Origin of the sequence: Mycobacterium branderi (assembly GCF_010728725.1) — a bacterium.
Classification (GTDB): domain Bacteria; phylum Actinomycetota; class Actinomycetes; order Mycobacteriales; family Mycobacteriaceae; genus Mycobacterium; species Mycobacterium branderi.
On sequence record NZ_AP022607.1, the window covers coordinates 743,929 to 760,795 of the forward strand.

The window sequence follows — 16,867 nt, forward strand, 5'->3', positions numbered from 1 at the left end:
GAAAGGATCGGAACGAAATGACTGGCCTCGCTTCGGAACAAGTGCATGACGACCAGACGGGCATCGATGCGCTTGTCGCAAAGGACGCGATCCGCGACCTCGTTTTGCAGTTCTGCCGCGCCGTCGATCGCGGCGACGTGGCCCTGGCCCGGTCGCTGTATGAGCGCAACGCCCGCGACGAGCACGGCATCAACCCCACCAATACCGCAGCGGAATTCCTTGACCTGATCGAGCCGATGGAGGCGGGGCTGGCGGTGATCCAGCACAACATCACCAACCACCTGATTCGGCTCACCGGCCCGGACAGCGCGGAAGGCGAGGCGTATGTAATCGCCTACCACCGCGCCGAATCCGGGGACACGGCCAACCTGCTGATCACCGGTGGCCGCTATCTGGATCGCTATTCCCGGCGCGAGGGACAGTGGAAGATCGCGCACCGCAAATGCACCGTCGACTGGGCGAATGAAATGGCCGTGCCGGCGGCGCTCGACCCGGCCAATCCCATCACCAACGGCAGCATCGCTGCAGGGCGGATGGACGGCGACGACCCGTCCTACGACTTTTTCACCGCGCTCAAGCGGGGCACGCGTCTGTGAGGCCGAAATCCACACGGCGGGAAAATGATTGGCACGATGCCAGGTTCAGCCTCGCATACCGATCGCGGCCACGCTACACCCACCTCGATGCGGTGCACGAAAGGTAATGCGATGAACCTCGGCTTACAGGGCAAGCGGGCTCTGGTCACCGGCAGCAGTTCGGGCATCGGTGCCGGAATCGCGAAAACGCTGGCCGCCGAGGGCGTCTCGGTGGTCGTGCACGGCCGCAATGTCGGGCGTGTCTCGGCGGTGGTTGATGAGATCCGGCAGCGCGATGCCACGGCGGTGGCGGTGATCGGCGACTTGGCCAGCGAAGACGGTGCCGCGGCCGTCGCCGAGGCCGCGGCCTCTGAGTTCGGCGGGATCGACATCCTGGTCAACAACGCGGGCGGACCGTCGGACACCGAAGTGCAGTCGTGGTTCGCCTTACCGGTCTCGGAATGGGGCGTCACCTACCAACGCAACGTGCTTTCCGCCGGGTATCTGATCCACGCCCTGGCGCCGGCCATGAAAGAGAACCGGTGGGGGCGCATCATCCAGATCGCGTCGGCCGCGGGCATCATCCCGACATCGGGCCAGCCCGACTACGGACCATCGAAGGCCGCGATGATCAACATGTCGATGGGACTGTCAAAAGCGTTGGCGGGCAGCGGTGTCACGGTGAACACGGTGATGCCCGGGATGATCATGACGAAGGGATTGCGCGACTTCCTGCGCGTCTTCGCCGAGCGGCGGGGATGGGGCGATGATCTCGACCGGGCCGCACAATACGTGTTGAAGGGCACCGGTCAGACCGTGCATCGAATCGGCCAGGTCGACGACGTCGCCTACGCCGTTGCGATGCTCGCCAGCCCGAAGGCGGATTTCTTCAACGGCATGAACCTCCACGTCGATGGCGGCGGCACGTCCTCGATCTACTGATCCACACGATCGACGCCCGACAATTACTAAAATAGTTGTATGATTCTGGGCGAGGCCACCGAGTCGCCGCCCGTCAACGGAAAGGAAGCCGTCATGGGTTTGTTGGATGGCCGCGTCGTGTTCATCACGGGCGCCGCGCGTGGTCAGGGCAGATCACACGCGGTCACGTTCGCCGAGCAGGGCGCGAACATCGTCGGGGTTGACATCTGCGAAGACCTCGACGTCATCCCGTACAAGTTGGGCACGTCAGAGCAGCTGGAAGAGACGGCGCGCCTGGTCGAAAAGACAGGGCGGGACATGGTGTTTCGCAAAGCAGACGTGCGGGACAAGGCCACCCTGCAGGCCGCGTTCGATGAGGGCGTCGCCCAGTTCGGCCACGTCGACACCGTGATCGCCAACGCGGGTGTCATCCTGACGAATCCGGACGAGCGCGACGCATCCGAAGCCCTGCGGCTCGGCATCGACATCATGCTGATCGGGGTGTGGAACACCTTCCAGGTCGCCATCCCCCACCTGAAGCAACGCGGCCAGGGCGGCAATCTCGTTGCCACCAGTTCCATGGCGGCGTTACTGGACCTCACCGATGGCCGCGGCGGCTCGGACGCCTACAACATGTCCAAGCTTGCGATCACCGGTCTCGTGCGGTCGTATGCCAATCTGCTGGCACCGGATCGCATCCGGGTCAACGCGGTCGCGCCGACCAACTGTGCGACGCCGATGGTCACCGAGAACCCCGCCCTGTTCAAGGTGATCGAGGAAAGCCCGAATCTGGTCAACGCCATGCAGACCGCGCTGCCCGATCTGCCGATGATCGAGCCCAAGGATGTCAGCAACGCGATTCTGTTCCTGATATCCGAGCAGGGCCGCAGTTTCACCGGCAGCGTGCTCAAGGTGGACGCGGGCATGGACATTCGGCGGTGAAGTTCACACTCGAATATCCCAGCGAGATCCCGGACGCCGCGCCCGGTTTCCTTGCGCCCGATGTGATCCGGCGCCTGGCGGTGCAGGCCGAAGAATGTGGTTTCGACGCGATCGCTTTCAGCGATCATCCGGCCCCGTCGATCAAATGGCGTCGCGCCGGCGGTCACGACACGGTCGATCCGGCGGCCGCGTTGAGCTACGTGGCCGCGGACACCCGGCGTATCCGTCTGCTGACCAACCTCTACGTGCTGCCCTTCCGCAACCCCTACCTTGCGGCCAAAAACCTGACCAGCCTGGACATTCTGTCCGGCGGCCGGCTTACCGCCGGCGTCGGCGCCGGCTACCTGCGATCGGAATTCTCGGCGCTGGGTGTGGATTTCGATCAGCGCGCGGCACTGCTCGACAACGGCCTGCAGGCACTGGTGCGCATCTGGCGGCGCCCCGATGAGCCGGTGACCCAGGACGGGTTCGCCGCCACCGCGCCGGTGTGGCTGAGCCCACCGGTCCAAAAGCCTCATCCACCGATCTGGATCGGCGGGAACAGCAAGGCCGCCCGACGCCGTGTGGTGCAGTTCGGGCAGGGCTGGTGTCCGGTCATCGCACCGGCAGCCATGGCCTCCTCGATTCGCACCGCGGTCATCGACGGGCCCGCGACATTCGGCCGAGCCGTGGAGGAACTTCGGGCCGAGCTGTCCGCGGCCGGCCGCGATCCATACGCGGTCGACATCCAGATCGACGTGCCGGTGGTCGATTTCGACGCCGACGATGGCGTGGAACAAGCGTTGCAGCGCATCGACGAATTCGCCGACCTGGGAGCGACGTGGGCGATCGTGCACGTCGACGCGTCCTCGGTTGATGCCGCCGTCGACTACCTTTCGGCGTTCAGCGAGCTGGTCATGGGCCGGCGCCAACCGCAACGACCGGTCAACGTCGGCTGATCAAATAAGCCGGAGTCAACCTGCGCGTATCCGCGCGCCGCGGAACGTGTTCCACGACTGAGGGCGCAATTCGATGATCACGCGGTCCTGCTCTGCCAGCGCGCGGGCCATTGCCCGTGCCCCGGTCCGGTCGGAGATCACGCGCTGAGAAAAGATCGGGTAGAACCATCGAGCGCTGGATTCGTCATCGTGCACCGTTGCCACCGTTCGGGCACTGGCCATCTGCTGGGCCTCCAGCGGAGTTCCCATGCTGGACACGGTCACCGCGCTTCGCGGCTCGCGTGCCAGCAACGAAACGCGTGGGCGGTCGCGAAACGAGGTGACCCACAACGCGTCGTCGTGCCATACGAACGTCTGCACGGCCGCCACCGGCCATCCCTCCGGATTCAGCCAGCTCAGCGTGCATTCGGTTTGGGTCGACAGCAGCCGCAACAGTTCGGAATGGCTAAGGCGCAGCCGGGAAAAATCCATCGCCGACGTCTCACAGATCGCTTGTCTTCGACACCAGCTCGTCGCCGAGCCGGGCGACTTCAGCGCGCATGTCGGCGAGCGTGCGGGCCCGAATCGCAACGGTCAGCCGGTGAATGCCGAAATCCGCATACACCTTGGCCTCATCAACGGTGCGCGCGCCTCCGGCGGTGAATTCCATCGCCGACGGGTCTCGTCCGGCGGCACGGGTCTCGGCGCGCACCCGATCCAACAGCCGCGGCAATTCGACCTCCGGGTCGTGGCCGGGGAAGATGAACGGAAAATAGCCGTCACCGCGGGTCGCTGCGCGCCGTATCGCCGCTTCGGATGAACCACCGATCAGCAGCGGGATGGATCGCCGCACCGGCCAGGGCCGGCACTCCACTCGGTCGAAATCGACGTAACGGCCGTGGTACGACGCAGTGTCTTGGCCCCAGAGCGTTCGCATCGCGTCGATGTACTCGTCCATCCGTCGGCCCCGATCGGCGAAATTCGTGCCGACGGCGTGATACTCCTCGGGCAAGTCGCCCACGCCGACGCCGAGCAGAAGCCGGCCACCGCACAAATGGTCCAGCGTCGCAGCCGACTTGGCGAGCACGACCGGTTGGTGCTCGGGCAGGATGAGCACGCCGGTGCCGAACCGTATTCGGCTGGTCGCCGAGGCGACATAAGCGAACCAGATCAACGGGTCGGGGATGCCGCCTCGTCGGGCCAGCCTTGCCATGCTGCCGTCGGGTGAACCGCGGTACGGGGTCGCATCGGGGTGCTTGGACATGACCACGTGCTCGGGTGACCACAACGACTCGAACCCGGCCTGTTCTGCGGCCCGCGCCAGTGCCACAGCGCTGTCCGGGTCGGGGAAACCGGTGCTGGAGAAGACGATTCCCCATTTCATGGCTGGTCTCCGATTCTCATCGCAGGTAGCTGTAGCCGCCGTCGACCATCAGCGTCGTTCCGGTGATGTAGCCGGCGTCCTCCGAGGCAAGGAACGCAACAACGCGGCCCACGTCCTGCTCGGGATCGCCGAGGCGGCGCAGCGGGATCTGCGGGATCAGGTCGCGCTCGCTGCGCAGCCCGAACGTGTCCTCGAAGTTGTCCAGTCCCGGCGTCGCGGCGAACGGGCACAATGCCACCGCCCGTATGCCATACGGTCCCCACTCGACAGCCGCTACCCGGGTCAGTGCGCGCATCGCTTCTTTGGCCATGGCGTAGGCCGACATGGCGGCCGGGGCCGTGATGCCGACGCCGGAGGCGATGTTGACGATCAGTCCCCGCGACTCCCGCAGCGCGGGCAGAGCCGCCTTCATGAGCTGGAACGCCGCCAGCGGGCCGGTGCGCCAGGACTGGTCGAGATCTTCGGTGCTCAGCTTGCGAATCGGCCCGTAGTTGAAGCTCTGGGCCGAGTGAACAACGATGTCGATGCGCCCCCAGGCGTCGCTGACAGCCGCTGTTGCACGCTCGATGTCGTCGGGTTCGGTCATATCAGCACCGAGGGCTATCGCTGTGCCACCACGTTTTTCGATGTCGTGCACGGTCTGCTCGCACTGCTCGATTGTCCGGCCGAGCACCGCCACGGCGGCGCCCCGGTCGGCCAGCGCAAGCGCGGTCCCCCGACCGATCCCGCTGCCGCCGCCGGTGATCAGGGCGGCGCGGCCTGCCAATGTCGCCGGCACGAGCTGCCTTAGTTCCCCGAGCGCATCGGCGCCGTGGCGCGCCGCAGGCGGAACCGCATATGCGAAGACTAGCCCAAAATCACTGATTGTTTAACTGTTTAAGCTTCGACGTTCCGCTGCCGGGGCGGCTAGCATATAAACATTTAGTGCTATCCCGCCGCGCGCCGCGCGCTTCGGCAAGGAGACGACCCCGATGACCAATGCCGGCACCCGCCGCGAGGCCGCCAGCCCCTACGGGGAATGGGACGCGTCGCTCGATGCGTTGATGACCTACCGCTACCTCGGGTCGAAGCCACGCTGGATCGACCGGACCCACGCAGACAACCAGATCCGGTTGCGACCGGATCTGCGCACGCCGGCCGGGGCGGTGCTGGCGGCGCCGCTGGCGATCGCCATGCTCGACACCGCCGGCATCAACATCGACAGGATCTGGATCCTGGCGCTCACACAGATCGACGTGCAGATCCTCGACCCGGCGATCGATGCGGGCGCGGTTTCGGTGTCCGGGCAGGTGATCAGGGAAGCCCGCTCCCAGGTTTTCACCGAGGCACGGATTTATGACGCCGAGACCCGGGATCGTGCGATCGGCTTCGGCACCGCGAACTGGTCCGTCATCGCCCCGACACCGGAAGGCCACGTCTACCCCGAGCCGGGCGACGGCGTCGAGGACACGGCCTACCTGCCGCCGCTGTGGCAGGCCTACACCGGACGGCGACGCCCCGACGGCCTCCTCGAGATCCCCGGCCTTCGCCCGGAAATCGGTACGGAGCGGCTGCATCACGGCCCGATGCTCGTGATCACCGAAACCGCGGCGCTGCAGGCGGCGGCAGCCGAGCTCGGCACCGAGGCGCTGGTAATCGAGCACCTCAGCCTGACCATCGTCGCCCCGGGGCGATCGGGTCCCTTCGTGGCGACCCCGGTATTCGTCGGGGTCCATTCGTCAACCGCCGGATGCCGCGTCGAGCTTCGAGACCAGGGCCGCGACAACAGACTTGTCGCCGCCGCGTTCGTGCGGATGCGCGCTGTCGCGGAGACGCCATGCTGATTCCCGAACCGGGCGCCGGTGACGTCGCCGACATCATCGCCATCGAGCACCTCGCCGCCGGCTATGCCGACGCCATATCCCGCGGCGACATCGACGAGGCCGTGCAGGTCTATGCACCCGACGGCGTGTTGTCGTCGCCGACCACCGAGGATGCCCTCGGGCCGCAAGCCATTGCCGAGGTCCTGCGGGCCACCACCGGCGATCTCGAGTTTGTGTTCCAGACGGTGCACCAGGGGCTGGTGTGCGTCCGCGGTGAGCGCGCTTCGGCCCGGTTCCCGATCACCGAATGGGCGCGGCGGCGTTCGGATGGCCGCCCGATCCAATTTCTGGGCATCTACGAAGACGACGTGGTTCGCCTCGACGTCGGCTGGCGGTTCAGCCGCCGCCTGCTGGTGCCCCGCACCATCGGCAAGCCCGAAGGATTGAGCGGGCGCGTCGTGCCCTACGACGGCCTGCGGCCCTCGTTGTCCTGACCGGCGCTCAATCCTCCTCGAGGATCAAGGCCATTTCCGGGCACGCGGCCACACCCTGGCGGGTGAGTTCCTCGTCTTCCGGTTTGACCTCGTGCTCTTGCAAATTCGAGTAGCCCGACTCATCGATCGGGAACAGGTCGGGGTCCACGGCGTAGCACTGGGCATGGCCGGCGCACTTGGAATTGTCTACGCGAACGCGCATGGCTAGAACACCACCCTCGTGATCATGTCGGCCACCGCGGCCGGCTTATCGGAACCATCCAGCTCAACGGTGTTGCGCACGGTGAGATTGACGATGTCGTCGCTGACCTTCGTCGCCTCCAGCAGCTCCGAGCGCACCCGCACCCGGCTTCCGACTGCGACCGGAGCCAGGAACCGCACCTTGTTCAACCCATAGTTGATGCCCATCTTCCGGTTCTCGACACGGTAGTTCTGCTGGCTGAGCGCCGGGATCAGTGACAGCGTCAAGAATCCATGCGCAATCGTTGTGCCGTAAGGGCTTTCCGACGCCGCGCGATCGGGGTCGACGTGGATCCACTGGTGGTCGCCGGTGACGTCGGCGAACGCGTCGACGCGTTGCTGGTCGATGTGCTGCCAGTCGCTGACACCGAGCGGCTGCCCGACCGCCGCGATCGCATCGTCGATGGAGGTGATCACCTTCACAGATGTAGCCGCTCCTCACCTAGTATACCGTTATCTGTATAACCGTATACCCTGTGCCGCGGCGTCGGCCAGGAGCCCACCGACAGTCAGGATCGACATGGTCACAGCCACTCCCCCGGCGATCGTCATCGCCGCCGCGCGCACGCCGATCGGCACCGCGCGAAAGGGCACCCTGGCCAACGTCTCCGCCGCCGAGCTGGCCAAGCCGGTGGTGTCGGCGGTCATCGAACGATCCGGGATGGCGGCCGGCGACTTCGACGACCTCATCCTGGCCGAAGTCATGCAGGGCGGCGGCGACATCGCCCGCTACGTCGCCGTCGATCTCGGTCTCACCGATGTGCCGGGCATGGCCGTCAACCGGCAATGCGCATCGAGCCTGTCGGCGGTGGCCATGGCCGCCGGGCAGATCGGCTCGGGCATGAACCGCGCGGTACTGGCCGGCGGCACGGAATCGCTGTCCACCACCCCGATCGTGCGCAAGCGCAAGCCGTTCACCACCGGCAAGGACGCTGACGACTACGAGGATCCGTGGCATTCATTGTCGCACCCGCCGACGCCGGACGCGCCGGCGCTGGACATGTCGATCACCGTCGCGCACAACTGCGCGGTGCAATACCGCATCTCCCGTCGCGACCAGGACGAATGGGCGCTGCGCAGCCACCAGCGGGCGATCAAGGCGATCGACGCCGGATCGTTCACCGACGAGATCGTGCCGATCCAGGTGCGAAAGTCCGACGGCACCACGAGCACGTTCGGCGAGGACGAGCATCCGCGCCGCGACACCAGCATGCAAAGCCTCGCAGCGCTCAAGGTGCTGCATCCGGAGATCGACGGTTTCACCGTCACCGCCGGCAACTCGTCGGGTCTCAACGACGCGGCGGCGATCGTCGCGCTGGCCGCGCCCGGCCTTTCGCGCGAGCCGCTGGCGCGGGTGCTGTCGTGGAGTTCGGTCGGAGTTCCGCCCGACCGGACCGGCAGCGGACCGATTGCCGCGATTCCCAAGGCACTTGAGCTCGCCGGGCGCACACTGCACGACGTCGCGCTGTTCGAGATCAACGAAGCGTTCGCCGCGCAGGCCATCGCCTGTTCGCGCGAACTCGGCCTCGACGAAGAGACCGTCAACGTCTACGGCTCGGGAATCAGCCTGGGGCATCCGATCGCGGCCACCGGGGCCCGCATGATCACCTCGGCGATCTACGAACTGCGCCGCCGTGGCGGCGGCATCGGTGTGCTGGCGATGTGCGCCGGCGGAGGGATGGGCTCCGCGATGGTAATCGAGGTGGCATGACATGACTGCACTGATCGCAGAAGGATTGTTCCGGATCCAGGGCGGGCGGGCGGTGCTGCTCGGGTCCAAACGCCGGTCGAGCGGCGCGGTGAGATTCCCGGCCGAGCGGCCCGAGCTGTTTGATGACACCGACGACATCATCGCGATCGAATTGTCCACCCAGGGAACGCTGTTTACGTTCACCACACAGGAATTCGCCCCACCGCTGCCGTACAAGGGTGATCGCTCACCCGAGCGCTTCAAGCCCTATGTCGTCGGCTACGTCGAGCTGCCCGAAGGGGTTTTGGTGGAATCACTGATCGTGGGCAGCCGGCCCGAGGATCTGCGGATCGGGCAGCCGATGACATCGACCACGACCACCCTGGACACCACCGACGGTCAGTCGTTTCTCACATTCGCCTTCACCCCGGCCTAGCCCGCCCGGCCCTTTAGTCGCTGGCCGGCAACGGCTTGGCCTCTTTGAGGCTCAGTGCGGTCTGGCCGATTGCCAACGTGCCCGCGCCCGCCTTGGTCACCAGCACCTCGGCGCCGTTCTCGTCCACATAACGCTTGCCCATCACGTTGCCGTCGGCGAACGCCGGATCCAGTTCCCCGGAACGATCGGCGCCCAACGGCACCATCGGCGCGCCGCCGCAGCGCAAGTCGTCGAGACTGTCGGCGCTGCGCACGACGATGACCTGGGTGTCGCACACCTGGCTGGCCAGACGGGTTCCGTTCTTGATCATGATTTCGATCCCTCGTTAATTGTGGGTGGCGTGCAGGGATTCGACGATTTCCCGCCGAAGCACCTTTCCGGTTGCGTTGGTGGGCAGTTCGTCGCGGAACACTACTCGGTCGGGAGTGCGTGAACCGCGCAGGCTTTTGCGTACATACTCGCGCAATTCGTCGGGGTCAGGGTCGACGCCAGGGGTGGGCACCACCACCGCGACAATCGACTGACCCCACTGCGGATCGTCGACGCCGACGACGGCGACGTCACGCACGTGCGGGTGCTCGATCAGCACATCCTCGAGTTCGGCGGGCGCGATGTTCTCGCCGCCGCGGATGATCGTGTCGTCGCTGCGCCCGCCGATGAACAGGTAACCGTCGTCGTCGACGAAGGCCCGGTCACGGGTCGCGAACCAGCCGTCGGCGTCGAGCACCGAGCCCATCTCGGTGTAGCGGCCCGACACCTGGTCGCCGCGCACGAACAGCTCGCCCGTCTCCCCCGGTCCCAGCACGGCACCGCTCTCGTCGCGGATCTGCACCTCGATGCCGGGCACCGGCCGGCCGACCGAGCCGAGCCGGCGCGCCAGGGCCTCGTCAGTGGCGAGCAGCGCCGCGCGGTGGTCGCCCGGAGTCAGGATCGCGATCGTCGAACTGGTCTCGGTCAGGCCGTAGGCGTTGACGAAGCCGACATCGGGCAGCAGCTCCAGCGCCGTACGCACAAGGAGCAGCGGCACTTTCGAACCGCCGTAGGCCAGGTTGCATAACGTCGGCAGTTGCACCGGCCCGGCCTGCAGCACCGAGACGATGCGGTCCAGCATGGTCGGCACCACGGTGGCGGTCGTGACACGCTCCTCACGCACCAGCCGCACCCAGTCGTGTGGGTCAAATCGGGGCAGGTACACCATCTTTCGGCCCGCATACAGGTTCGACAGGGCCGCGCCGACACCGGCGATGTGGTAGGGCGGCACGCAGATCAGCGCGGCGTCATGGGGATCGGCCGAGGCGAATTCAACGGTGCCGGTCACGTAGCTGGTCAGGTTGTTGTGCGAAAGTTCGACGGCCTTGGGCCGAGACGTCGTGCCCGAGGTGAACAGCACCACGGCGGGTGCATCCGGATCGGCGAACCCAAGCAGCGGCTCGGTGCTGCGGGCCGCCTCGACGAACTCCCCGGAGGTGATCACCTGCTTACCGGCGGTGCCCACCACGTCGCGGTACTCCTCGTCGACCACGACGAGTGGTTCGGCCAACCGGCCGATGAGTTCGCACAGAGCGGGCGTGCTCAGCCGGTAGTTCAGCGGCGTGAACGGCACCGCCGCGCGCGCCGCGGAAAACATCAACAGCGGCAACAACATCCCGCCGGTGCCGACGTAGGCGACATGCGCGGCGCCCGTTGCGGCGATGACACCTGACCCGCCGTCGGCCCATGCGTTCAGCTCACCGGTGGTCAATCGGGTCTCGCCGGACACCACCGCCGGGCGGCCGGCATCGCTGGACGCCGCCATTTCGAGCAGCAGCGAGATGCTCACGGTGTCACGTCCTCCCCGTTCGCCTCCGGTATCCCGAAAGTGGACCAAACACGGCAATCAGCTATATAGTTAGCTAGTTTACTCCATACGTGTGAGCTGCCCGAGGAGCACCATGCCCACTGTCCCCGAGATCGCGATCATCGGAGTCGGGATCCACCCCTTCGGACGCTATGCCGACCGGTCGGCGCTGGAAATGGGTGCGATCGCGATCAGCAGGGCACTGCGCGATGCGGGCGTCGAGTGGAGCCAAGTCGGCAGCGTGTGGGCCGGCAGCCTGGAGGTGGCCAACCCGGAGGCCATCACACTGCTCGCCGGCATGACCGGTGTGCCCGCCCGCTCCGCGTTGAGCGGATGCGCGACGGGGAACACACTGCTGACGCTCGCCGCGCGGGATGTGCGACTCGGTGAGGCCGAACTGGCGGTGGCCGTCGGGCTGGATAAGCATCCGCGCGGCGCGTTCGGCGCCGACCCGGCCGTGTCGGGGCTGCCTCAGTGGTACGGCGACCAGGGCATGTTTTTGACCACCCACTACTTCGGTCACAAGATCATGCGCTACATGCACGACCACGGCATCACCGAACGCACACTGGCCAAGACCGCCGAGAAGAACTTCGCCAACGGCGCCCTGGCCTCGCACGCCTGGCGCCGCAGGCCGATGAGCGCTGATGCCATCCTGGACTCCCCGATCGTCAACGCGCCGCTGCGCCAATACATGTACTGCAACCCCAACGAGGGTGCCGCCGCGGCAGTGGTGTGCCGCGCCGAGGTGGCCAAGCGCTACACCGACACCCCGATATACCTGCGCGCCAGCGAATTACGCAGCCGCCGCGAGGGCGCATTCGAGTTGTTGCGGACCTCCATCGAGATGCCACTGGTGCCGGGCACCACGGCACAGGCCGCCGCGGCCGCCTACGAGGACGCCGGCATCGGACCGGCGGAGATCGATGTTGCCCAGTTGCAAGACACCGACTCCGGCTCGGAAGTGATCCACATGGCCGAAAGCGGGCTGTGCAAAGACGGCGAGCAGGAGGCCCTGATCGCCGACCGCGCCACCGAAATCGGCGGCCGGCTTCCCATCAACACCGACGGCGGACTGATCGCCAACGGCGAACCGGTCGGAGCGTCCGGATTGCGCCAGATCTACGAACTGGTCCAGCAGCTGCGCGGCGCCGCCGGCGAGCGCCAGGTGCCCAACAACCCGACGGTGGCGCTGGCACAGCTGTACGGGGCGCCGGGCAGCGCCGCCGTCGCCATTTTGAGCCGATGACCGCACTGTCCACCGACGAGAAAACCGAACTGGCCGAATCGGTTCGCCGCGCCTGCGCCCGACTGGCCTCCGAACAGCGGGTGCGCACCGTGGCGTTCGAACACCACGGCAAGCAACGCGGATTCGACACCGAACTCTGGGATGTGCTGTGCCGCCAGGTCGGCGTGACGGCTATCGCGTTGCCCGAACGGCTCGGCGGTACGGACAGCGACACGATGGCGCTCGGCGTGGTCGCCCACGAGCTCGGCCGGGTGCTGGCGCCCGTGCCGTTTGTGGCCTCGACAGTGTTGGCGACCGGGCTTCTCGTCGAGGCCGGCGTGCCCGCCGAGCGGCTGGAGCCGCTCATCGACGGTGAACGCACGGCCGCGGCTGCCATCACCGGCACGGGCGGGCGCTGGGACCGCTCCGACATCGCCCTCACCGCCGCCCGAACCGGCAGCCGATGGACGATCGACGGCACAGCACGCCACGTACTGCACGGCGGCGCCGCCGACGACCTCGTGGTGGTGGCCATCGCCGACGGTCAGCCGGCGGTATTTCTGCTCGACGCCGCCGAACGCGGCATCACCGTGCAAGCAGAACGCGTTCTCGACGCGACCCGCCCGATGGCGACGATCACCTGCACACGCGCGCCGGCCGAACAGCTCGTCGCCGGCGAGCCCGTCGACGATCTCATCGATCACTGCATGCAGCGTGCACTCGCGGTGCTGTCGGCCGAGCAGGTGGGGGCCTGCGAGCGCGTGCTGGAACTCGCCACCGAATACGCCCGGACCCGAGAGCAATTCGGGCGCCCCATCGGCAGCTTTCAGGCGATCAAACATCGTTGCGCGGACATGCTCGTCGACCTGGAATTGGCCCGTTCGGCCTCGTTGGCGGCGCTGCAATCCATCGACGATGGCGACGACGAGAGCGGCTGGCGGGTCAGCATGGCCAAGGCGGTGTGCTCGGAATCCCTGCGCGCTGCCGCGCACGCCAACGTACAAATCCACGGCGGCATCGGATTCACCTGGGAACACGCGGCCGGTCTGTACCTCAAGCGCGCCCGCACCGACGAGGTGCTGTTCGGTCGGCCAGATGAACATTGGGACCGGCTGGCCGGCGACGCCAGGCTGCTCTGAGAAAACGAGACCACGTGGACACTACTGAGGCCCTGCGGCGCGAGATCCGTGCCTTCCTAAACGCCGCACCCAAACCCCCGGGCTTGCGCAACTACGGGCAGACGCCGACCGCATCGGATGTCGAACCGGGTCGGCAATGGCACCGCTACCTCGCCGCCCACGGGTACACGTGCCTGCACTGGCCGCGCGAATACGGTGGCGCCGATGCATCGGTGGTGGTGCAAGCCGTCTTCGCCGAGGAGTGTGCCCGCGCCGGGGTGCCCCGCCAAGTCAGCATCGCCGGTCCGGACTTGGTTGGCCCGGTGCTGATCAAATTCGGCACCGATCAGCAAAAGGCCAGCTATCTCGAACCCATCCGCACCGGAGAACACCTGTGGTGCCAACTGTTTTCCGAACCCGGCGCAGGATCCGATCTGGCCGCTCTGCGCACCCGCGCGCAACAGACCGACACCGGCTGGCGCATCGACGGGCAGAAGGTATGGAGCTCGGCGGCCGCCTCGGCCGATTTCGGGATCCTGTTGGCGCGCACCGGCGCCGACAAGCACCGCGGGCTGTCGATGTTCGTCGTGCCGATGCAGCTGCCCGGAATCACCGTGCGCCCACTGCGCCAAATCGACGGCGAATCCAAGTTCAACGAAGTGTTCTTCGACGGCGTCGCACTCGATGACCACACCCTGATCGGTGAGGTCGGGCAGGGCTGGACCATCGCGCTGGCGACGCTGGGACGCGAACGGCTGACGGTCGGCTCTCACGCCGTCACGATGTTTCAGCGCCACCAACAGCTGGTTGAGGCCGCCCGCGCCCGTAACCTGCTCGACCCGGCGTTATCGCGGACCCTGACCAAGCTGTGGGCGCGCATCTGGCTGCTGCGGTTCACCTGGCAGCGCGCCGTCGAGCGGGGGGACCTGACCTCGCCGGAGTTCTCGGTGCTCAAACTGATGGCCTCGGAAACCGACCGTGACCTCGGCGATCTGGCCACCGACGCGCTGGGCACCGACGCCTGTACGGATCCCGCCGACGAGGAGCTGGTCCGGCACATGCTGGTCGGCCGGGCGCAGACCATTTTGGCCGGCACCAGCGAGATCCAGCGCAACATCCTCGGTGAGCGGGTGCTGGGCCTGCCGAAAGAACCGCGGTGACACTCACCGGGGCCATCGCCGCCCGGCTGCGCCCGGGCATGACCGTGGCCGTCGGCGACGGCGCCGGCGTGCTCGGCGCCGAGGCGCTTGCGGCGCTTAGCTCGGTGGCGCGTGATGTCGGGTCGCTGCGGCTGGTGCTGGGCTGGCTGCCGACCCCGGCGACCGGGCTCGACCCCGACGCGTTCGCCGAAGTGCTCGTGCTGATGCCCAGCGGCGCTGGGCGCGAGCTGCTGGCCGGCCCGGCGGCCCGCTACGTGCCCGCCCGGCTCTCGGCATGGCCGGCCTTGCTGGCCGGGCCGCTGCGTCCGGATCTGCTGATCACCCGGCTTGTCCAACGCGACGGATTGTTGCACTTCGGCAGCGAGGTTTCGTATCAGCACGGCCTGGCCCGAGCCGGTGTGCCGATCCTTGCGGTCCTCGACGACAAGACCCCGGCCGCCGGCGCCGAACCGCCGCTGTCACCCGATCAGGTCAGCATCATCGCGGCCGGCAGCGAGCCACCGGCGCGGCTGCACCGCGAACCCGACCCGGTGCATGAGCAGTTGGCCGATGCGGTGCTGCGGTTCGTTCCCGCCGGCGCACGGCTGCAATACGGTCCCGGTCCGCTGGGCACCGCGCTGCTGCGGCGCACCGCCGTGCCGTTGCGCCTCGACACCGGCCTGCTCACCGACGCCGTGGTCGACCTGGACCGTCGCGGCCTGCTGATCGGGCAGCCGTCGGCGACCTACCTGGTGGGCAGCGAGGAGCTCTACGACTGGGCCGACGGACGCCCGATCCTGCGGGGCATCGAGCACACCCACGACCTGACTCGGCTGGCGCGCGGCGAGCCGTTCATCGCGGTCAACACCGCGGTGGAGATCGACTTTTCCGGACAGGTCAACGTCGAAGGCGTCGGCGAGAAAATCATCGGCGGCATCGGCGGACATCCCGACTACTGCGCGGCGGCCCGGGCGCATCGGTCCGGGCTGTCCATCATCGCGACCCCCGCCACGGTCAACGGGCGCTCACCGCTGGTCGAGCAGCTGAGCCGGCCGGCCAGCACCCCGGCCCACGACGTCGACGTGATCGTCACCGAGTCGGGGCACGCCGACCTGCGCGACGCCGACTGGCCGCAGCGCCGAAAGCTCATCACCGAATTGTTCGCAGTCTAAAAGGAGATACATCGCATGCCAGCACTTGACGGCCGCGTGATCGTGGTCACCGGCGGCGGGCGCGGCCTGGGCCGCGCGCACTGCCTCGAGCTCGCCGCCCACGGCGCCGCCGTGGTGGTCAACGACCCCGGGGTCGGCCTGGACGGCAGCGGCGGGGGCGCCGGCCCGGCCGCCGACGTCGTCGCCGACATCGAGCGCGCCGGCGGCAAGGCGGTGGCCCACACCGGCTCGGTGACGGCCTGGGACGACGTTGCCGACATGATTGACACCGCGGTGTCCACGTTCGGCACCCTGACCGGCGTCGTCAACAACGCCGGCATCGTGCGCGACGCGATGATCACCAGCACGAGCGAGGCCGACTGGGACGCCGTCATCGCGGTACACCTGAAAGGCACCTTCGCGGTCACCAAGCACGCCTGCGACTACTGGCGCGCGCAAGCCAAGGCGGGCAACCCGATCGACGCGCGCATCGTCAACACCGTTTCGGGCGCGGGTCTTTGGGGCAACGCCGGCCAAAGCGCCTACAGCGCCGCCAAGGCCGCGATCGCGAGCCTGACACTGGTCACCGCACTGGAGATGCGCCGCTACGGGGTGAGCGCCAACGCGATCTCACCGCTGGCCGTCACCCGCATGAGCGCGCAGGTCTTCGCCGACCGGGCCGACGACCCCGCGATGGATCCCGCGCGCAGCTCGGCCGTGGTCGCCTGGCTGCAATCGGCGGAGGCCTCCTGGCTGACCGGTCAGATCCTGCGGATCAGCGGCGACAAGCTCAGCCGCATCGAGGGCTTCGCCGAGGCCCCGCGCTGCTACCACGCCAAAGACGGTCAGAGCCTTGTCTTTTCCGAGATCGGCCAGGCGGTGAGCTGGTTGTGGGGCACCTCGCCTCGTGGGCTGGCCGGTCCACTGCCGGCCATATGACGGCCTTTCACCGCCGCGGTGAACAACGTGCACTAGTATAATCAAGCTAATTGT

Annotated in this window: 20 protein-coding genes; 13 read left to right on the plus strand and 7 right to left on the minus strand. The window is 67.4% G+C overall.

Annotation, left to right across the window (positions count from 1 at the left end):
- The first annotated feature begins 17 nt into the window (after window positions 1-17).
- From G6N47_RS28580 to G6N47_RS28595, 4 genes are all read left to right on the plus strand, one after another.
- Complete coding sequence (locus G6N47_RS28580) at window positions 18-596, plus strand: nuclear transport factor 2 family protein (protein ID WP_083130636.1); 579 nt, start codon at window positions 18-20, stop codon at window positions 594-596.
- 111 nt (window positions 597-707) lie between these two features.
- Window positions 708-1,517 carry an SDR family NAD(P)-dependent oxidoreductase gene (locus G6N47_RS28585; protein WP_083130637.1) on the plus strand — a complete coding sequence of 270 codons (810 nt, stop codon included), beginning with the start codon at window positions 708-710 and terminating at the stop codon, window positions 1,515-1,517.
- Between the two features lie 93 nt (window positions 1,518-1,610).
- Complete coding sequence (locus G6N47_RS28590; RefSeq protein ID WP_083130877.1) at window positions 1,611-2,438, plus strand: mycofactocin-coupled SDR family oxidoreductase; 828 nt, start codon at window positions 1,611-1,613, stop codon at window positions 2,436-2,438.
- Entirely contained in the window at window positions 2,435-3,376 is a 942-nt protein-coding gene (locus G6N47_RS28595) for an LLM class F420-dependent oxidoreductase (RefSeq protein WP_083130638.1), read from the plus strand. Before G6N47_RS28590 ends, G6N47_RS28595 begins: the two co-directional genes overlap by 4 nt.
- Before the next feature lie 15 nt (window positions 3,377-3,391).
- Here G6N47_RS28595 and G6N47_RS28600 read toward each other — a convergent pair whose 3' ends face one another.
- From G6N47_RS28600 to G6N47_RS28610, 3 genes are read right to left on the minus strand one after another with little or no spacing between them, the layout of a single operon-like run.
- Entirely contained in the window at window positions 3,392-3,847 is a 456-nt protein-coding gene (locus G6N47_RS28600) for a hypothetical protein (RefSeq protein WP_083130639.1), read from the minus strand.
- Between the two features lie 10 nt (window positions 3,848-3,857).
- On the minus strand, window positions 3,858-4,739 hold the full coding sequence (locus tag G6N47_RS28605) for an LLM class F420-dependent oxidoreductase (RefSeq protein ID WP_083130640.1): 882 nt from the start codon (window positions 4,737-4,739) through the stop codon (window positions 3,858-3,860).
- Window positions 4,740-4,755: 16 nt separating this feature from the next.
- Window positions 4,756-5,517 (minus strand): SDR family NAD(P)-dependent oxidoreductase, encoded by a 762-nt coding sequence (locus G6N47_RS28610; RefSeq protein ID WP_232080462.1) that lies wholly within the window; start codon window positions 5,515-5,517, stop codon window positions 4,756-4,758.
- Between the two features lie 193 nt (window positions 5,518-5,710).
- On the opposite strand from G6N47_RS28610, the gene G6N47_RS28615 reads away from it, so the two are divergent.
- Both G6N47_RS28615 and G6N47_RS28620 read left to right on the plus strand, forming a co-directional pair.
- The gene (locus G6N47_RS28615; RefSeq protein ID WP_083130641.1) at window positions 5,711-6,562 is read left to right on the plus strand and encodes a hotdog family protein; all 852 of its coding nucleotides are present in this window, start codon (window positions 5,711-5,713) and stop codon (window positions 6,560-6,562) included.
- On the plus strand, window positions 6,556-7,035 hold the full coding sequence (locus G6N47_RS28620) for a nuclear transport factor 2 family protein (RefSeq protein WP_169717246.1): 480 nt from the start codon (window positions 6,556-6,558) through the stop codon (window positions 7,033-7,035). Before G6N47_RS28615 ends, G6N47_RS28620 begins: the two co-directional genes overlap by 7 nt.
- Before the next feature lie 7 nt (window positions 7,036-7,042).
- On the opposite strand, the gene G6N47_RS28625 is transcribed toward G6N47_RS28620, so the two are convergent.
- Window positions 7,043-7,237, minus strand: coding sequence for a ferredoxin (locus G6N47_RS28625; protein WP_083130642.1), 195 nt, complete (start codon window positions 7,235-7,237; stop codon window positions 7,043-7,045).
- A 2-nt stretch (window positions 7,238-7,239) separates the two neighbouring features.
- Window positions 7,240-7,698 carry a MaoC family dehydratase gene (locus G6N47_RS28630; protein WP_083130643.1) on the minus strand — a complete coding sequence of 153 codons (459 nt, stop codon included), beginning with the start codon at window positions 7,696-7,698 and terminating at the stop codon, window positions 7,240-7,242.
- Window positions 7,699-7,795: 97 nt separating this feature from the next.
- On the opposite strand from G6N47_RS28630, the gene G6N47_RS28635 reads away from it, so the two are divergent.
- Window positions 7,796-8,986 carry a thiolase family protein gene (locus tag G6N47_RS28635; RefSeq protein ID WP_083130644.1) on the plus strand — a complete coding sequence of 397 codons (1,191 nt, stop codon included), beginning with the start codon at window positions 7,796-7,798 and terminating at the stop codon, window positions 8,984-8,986.
- A 1-nt stretch (window position 8,987) separates the two neighbouring features.
- Window positions 8,988-9,401: a Zn-ribbon domain-containing OB-fold protein gene (locus G6N47_RS28640; RefSeq protein ID WP_083130645.1), complete on the plus strand. Its 414-nt coding sequence runs from the start codon at window positions 8,988-8,990 to the stop codon at window positions 9,399-9,401.
- 13 nt (window positions 9,402-9,414) lie between these two features.
- Here G6N47_RS28640 and G6N47_RS28645 read toward each other — a convergent pair whose 3' ends face one another.
- Together G6N47_RS28645 and G6N47_RS28650 are read right to left on the minus strand one after the other, a co-directional pair.
- The gene (locus G6N47_RS28645) at window positions 9,415-9,711 is read right to left on the minus strand and encodes a hypothetical protein (RefSeq protein ID WP_083130646.1); all 297 of its coding nucleotides are present in this window, start codon (window positions 9,709-9,711) and stop codon (window positions 9,415-9,417) included.
- 15 nt (window positions 9,712-9,726) lie between these two features.
- On the minus strand, window positions 9,727-11,220 hold the full coding sequence (locus tag G6N47_RS28650; protein ID WP_083130647.1) for a class I adenylate-forming enzyme family protein: 1,494 nt from the start codon (window positions 11,218-11,220) through the stop codon (window positions 9,727-9,729).
- 112 nt (window positions 11,221-11,332) lie between these two features.
- On the opposite strand from G6N47_RS28650, the gene G6N47_RS28655 reads away from it, so the two are divergent.
- The 5 genes from G6N47_RS28655 to G6N47_RS28675 are packed head-to-tail and all read left to right on the plus strand — an operon-like array spanning window position 11,333 to window position 16,813.
- On the plus strand, window positions 11,333-12,487 hold the full coding sequence (locus G6N47_RS28655) for a thiolase family protein (protein WP_083130648.1): 1,155 nt from the start codon (window positions 11,333-11,335) through the stop codon (window positions 12,485-12,487).
- Complete coding sequence (locus tag G6N47_RS28660; protein WP_083130649.1) at window positions 12,484-13,605, plus strand: acyl-CoA dehydrogenase family protein; 1,122 nt, start codon at window positions 12,484-12,486, stop codon at window positions 13,603-13,605. Before G6N47_RS28655 ends, G6N47_RS28660 begins: the two co-directional genes overlap by 4 nt.
- Window positions 13,606-13,619: 14 nt before the next feature.
- On the plus strand, window positions 13,620-14,744 hold the full coding sequence (locus tag G6N47_RS28665; RefSeq protein ID WP_232080463.1) for an acyl-CoA dehydrogenase family protein: 1,125 nt from the start codon (window positions 13,620-13,622) through the stop codon (window positions 14,742-14,744).
- Between the two features lie 38 nt (window positions 14,745-14,782).
- On the plus strand, window positions 14,783-15,895 hold the full coding sequence (locus G6N47_RS28670) for an acetyl-CoA hydrolase/transferase C-terminal domain-containing protein (RefSeq protein ID WP_083130881.1): 1,113 nt from the start codon (window positions 14,783-14,785) through the stop codon (window positions 15,893-15,895).
- A 15-nt stretch (window positions 15,896-15,910) separates the two neighbouring features.
- Window positions 15,911-16,813: an SDR family NAD(P)-dependent oxidoreductase gene (locus G6N47_RS28675; protein WP_083130650.1), complete on the plus strand. Its 903-nt coding sequence runs from the start codon at window positions 15,911-15,913 to the stop codon at window positions 16,811-16,813.
- The last annotated feature ends 54 nt before the right edge of the window (window positions 16,814-16,867 follow it).

Bases quoted from the DNA above. Each gene is read 5' to 3' on its own strand.
- G6N47_RS28580 (WP_083130636.1), top strand. From the start codon at position 18: ATGACTGGCCTCGCTTCGGAACAAGTGCATGACGACCAGACGGGCATC.
- G6N47_RS28585 (WP_083130637.1), top strand. From the start codon at position 708: ATGAACCTCGGCTTACAGGGCAAGCGGGCTCTGGTCACCGGCAGCAGT.
- G6N47_RS28590 (WP_083130877.1), top strand. From the start codon at position 1,611: ATGGGTTTGTTGGATGGCCGCGTCGTGTTCATCACGGGCGCCGCGCGT.
- G6N47_RS28600 (WP_083130639.1), bottom strand. From the start codon at position 3,847: ATGGATTTTTCCCGGCTGCGCCTTAGCCATTCCGAACTGTTGCGGCTG.
- G6N47_RS28605 (WP_083130640.1), bottom strand. From the start codon at position 4,739: ATGAAATGGGGAATCGTCTTCTCCAGCACCGGTTTCCCCGACCCGGAC.
- G6N47_RS28615 (WP_083130641.1), top strand. From the start codon at position 5,711: ATGACCAATGCCGGCACCCGCCGCGAGGCCGCCAGCCCCTACGGGGAA.
- G6N47_RS28620 (WP_169717246.1), top strand. From the start codon at position 6,556: ATGCTGATTCCCGAACCGGGCGCCGGTGACGTCGCCGACATCATCGCC.
- G6N47_RS28625 (WP_083130642.1), bottom strand. From the start codon at position 7,237: ATGCGCGTTCGCGTAGACAATTCCAAGTGCGCCGGCCATGCCCAGTGC.
- G6N47_RS28635 (WP_083130644.1), top strand. From the start codon at position 7,796: ATGGTCACAGCCACTCCCCCGGCGATCGTCATCGCCGCCGCGCGCACG.
- G6N47_RS28640 (WP_083130645.1), top strand. From the start codon at position 8,988: ATGACTGCACTGATCGCAGAAGGATTGTTCCGGATCCAGGGCGGGCGG.
- G6N47_RS28645 (WP_083130646.1), bottom strand. From the start codon at position 9,711: ATGATCAAGAACGGAACCCGTCTGGCCAGCCAGGTGTGCGACACCCAG.
- G6N47_RS28655 (WP_083130648.1), top strand. From the start codon at position 11,333: ATGCCCACTGTCCCCGAGATCGCGATCATCGGAGTCGGGATCCACCCC.
- G6N47_RS28660 (WP_083130649.1), top strand. From the start codon at position 12,484: ATGACCGCACTGTCCACCGACGAGAAAACCGAACTGGCCGAATCGGTT.
- G6N47_RS28670 (WP_083130881.1), top strand. From the start codon at position 14,783: ATGACCGTGGCCGTCGGCGACGGCGCCGGCGTGCTCGGCGCCGAGGCG.
- G6N47_RS28675 (WP_083130650.1), top strand. From the start codon at position 15,911: ATGCCAGCACTTGACGGCCGCGTGATCGTGGTCACCGGCGGCGGGCGC.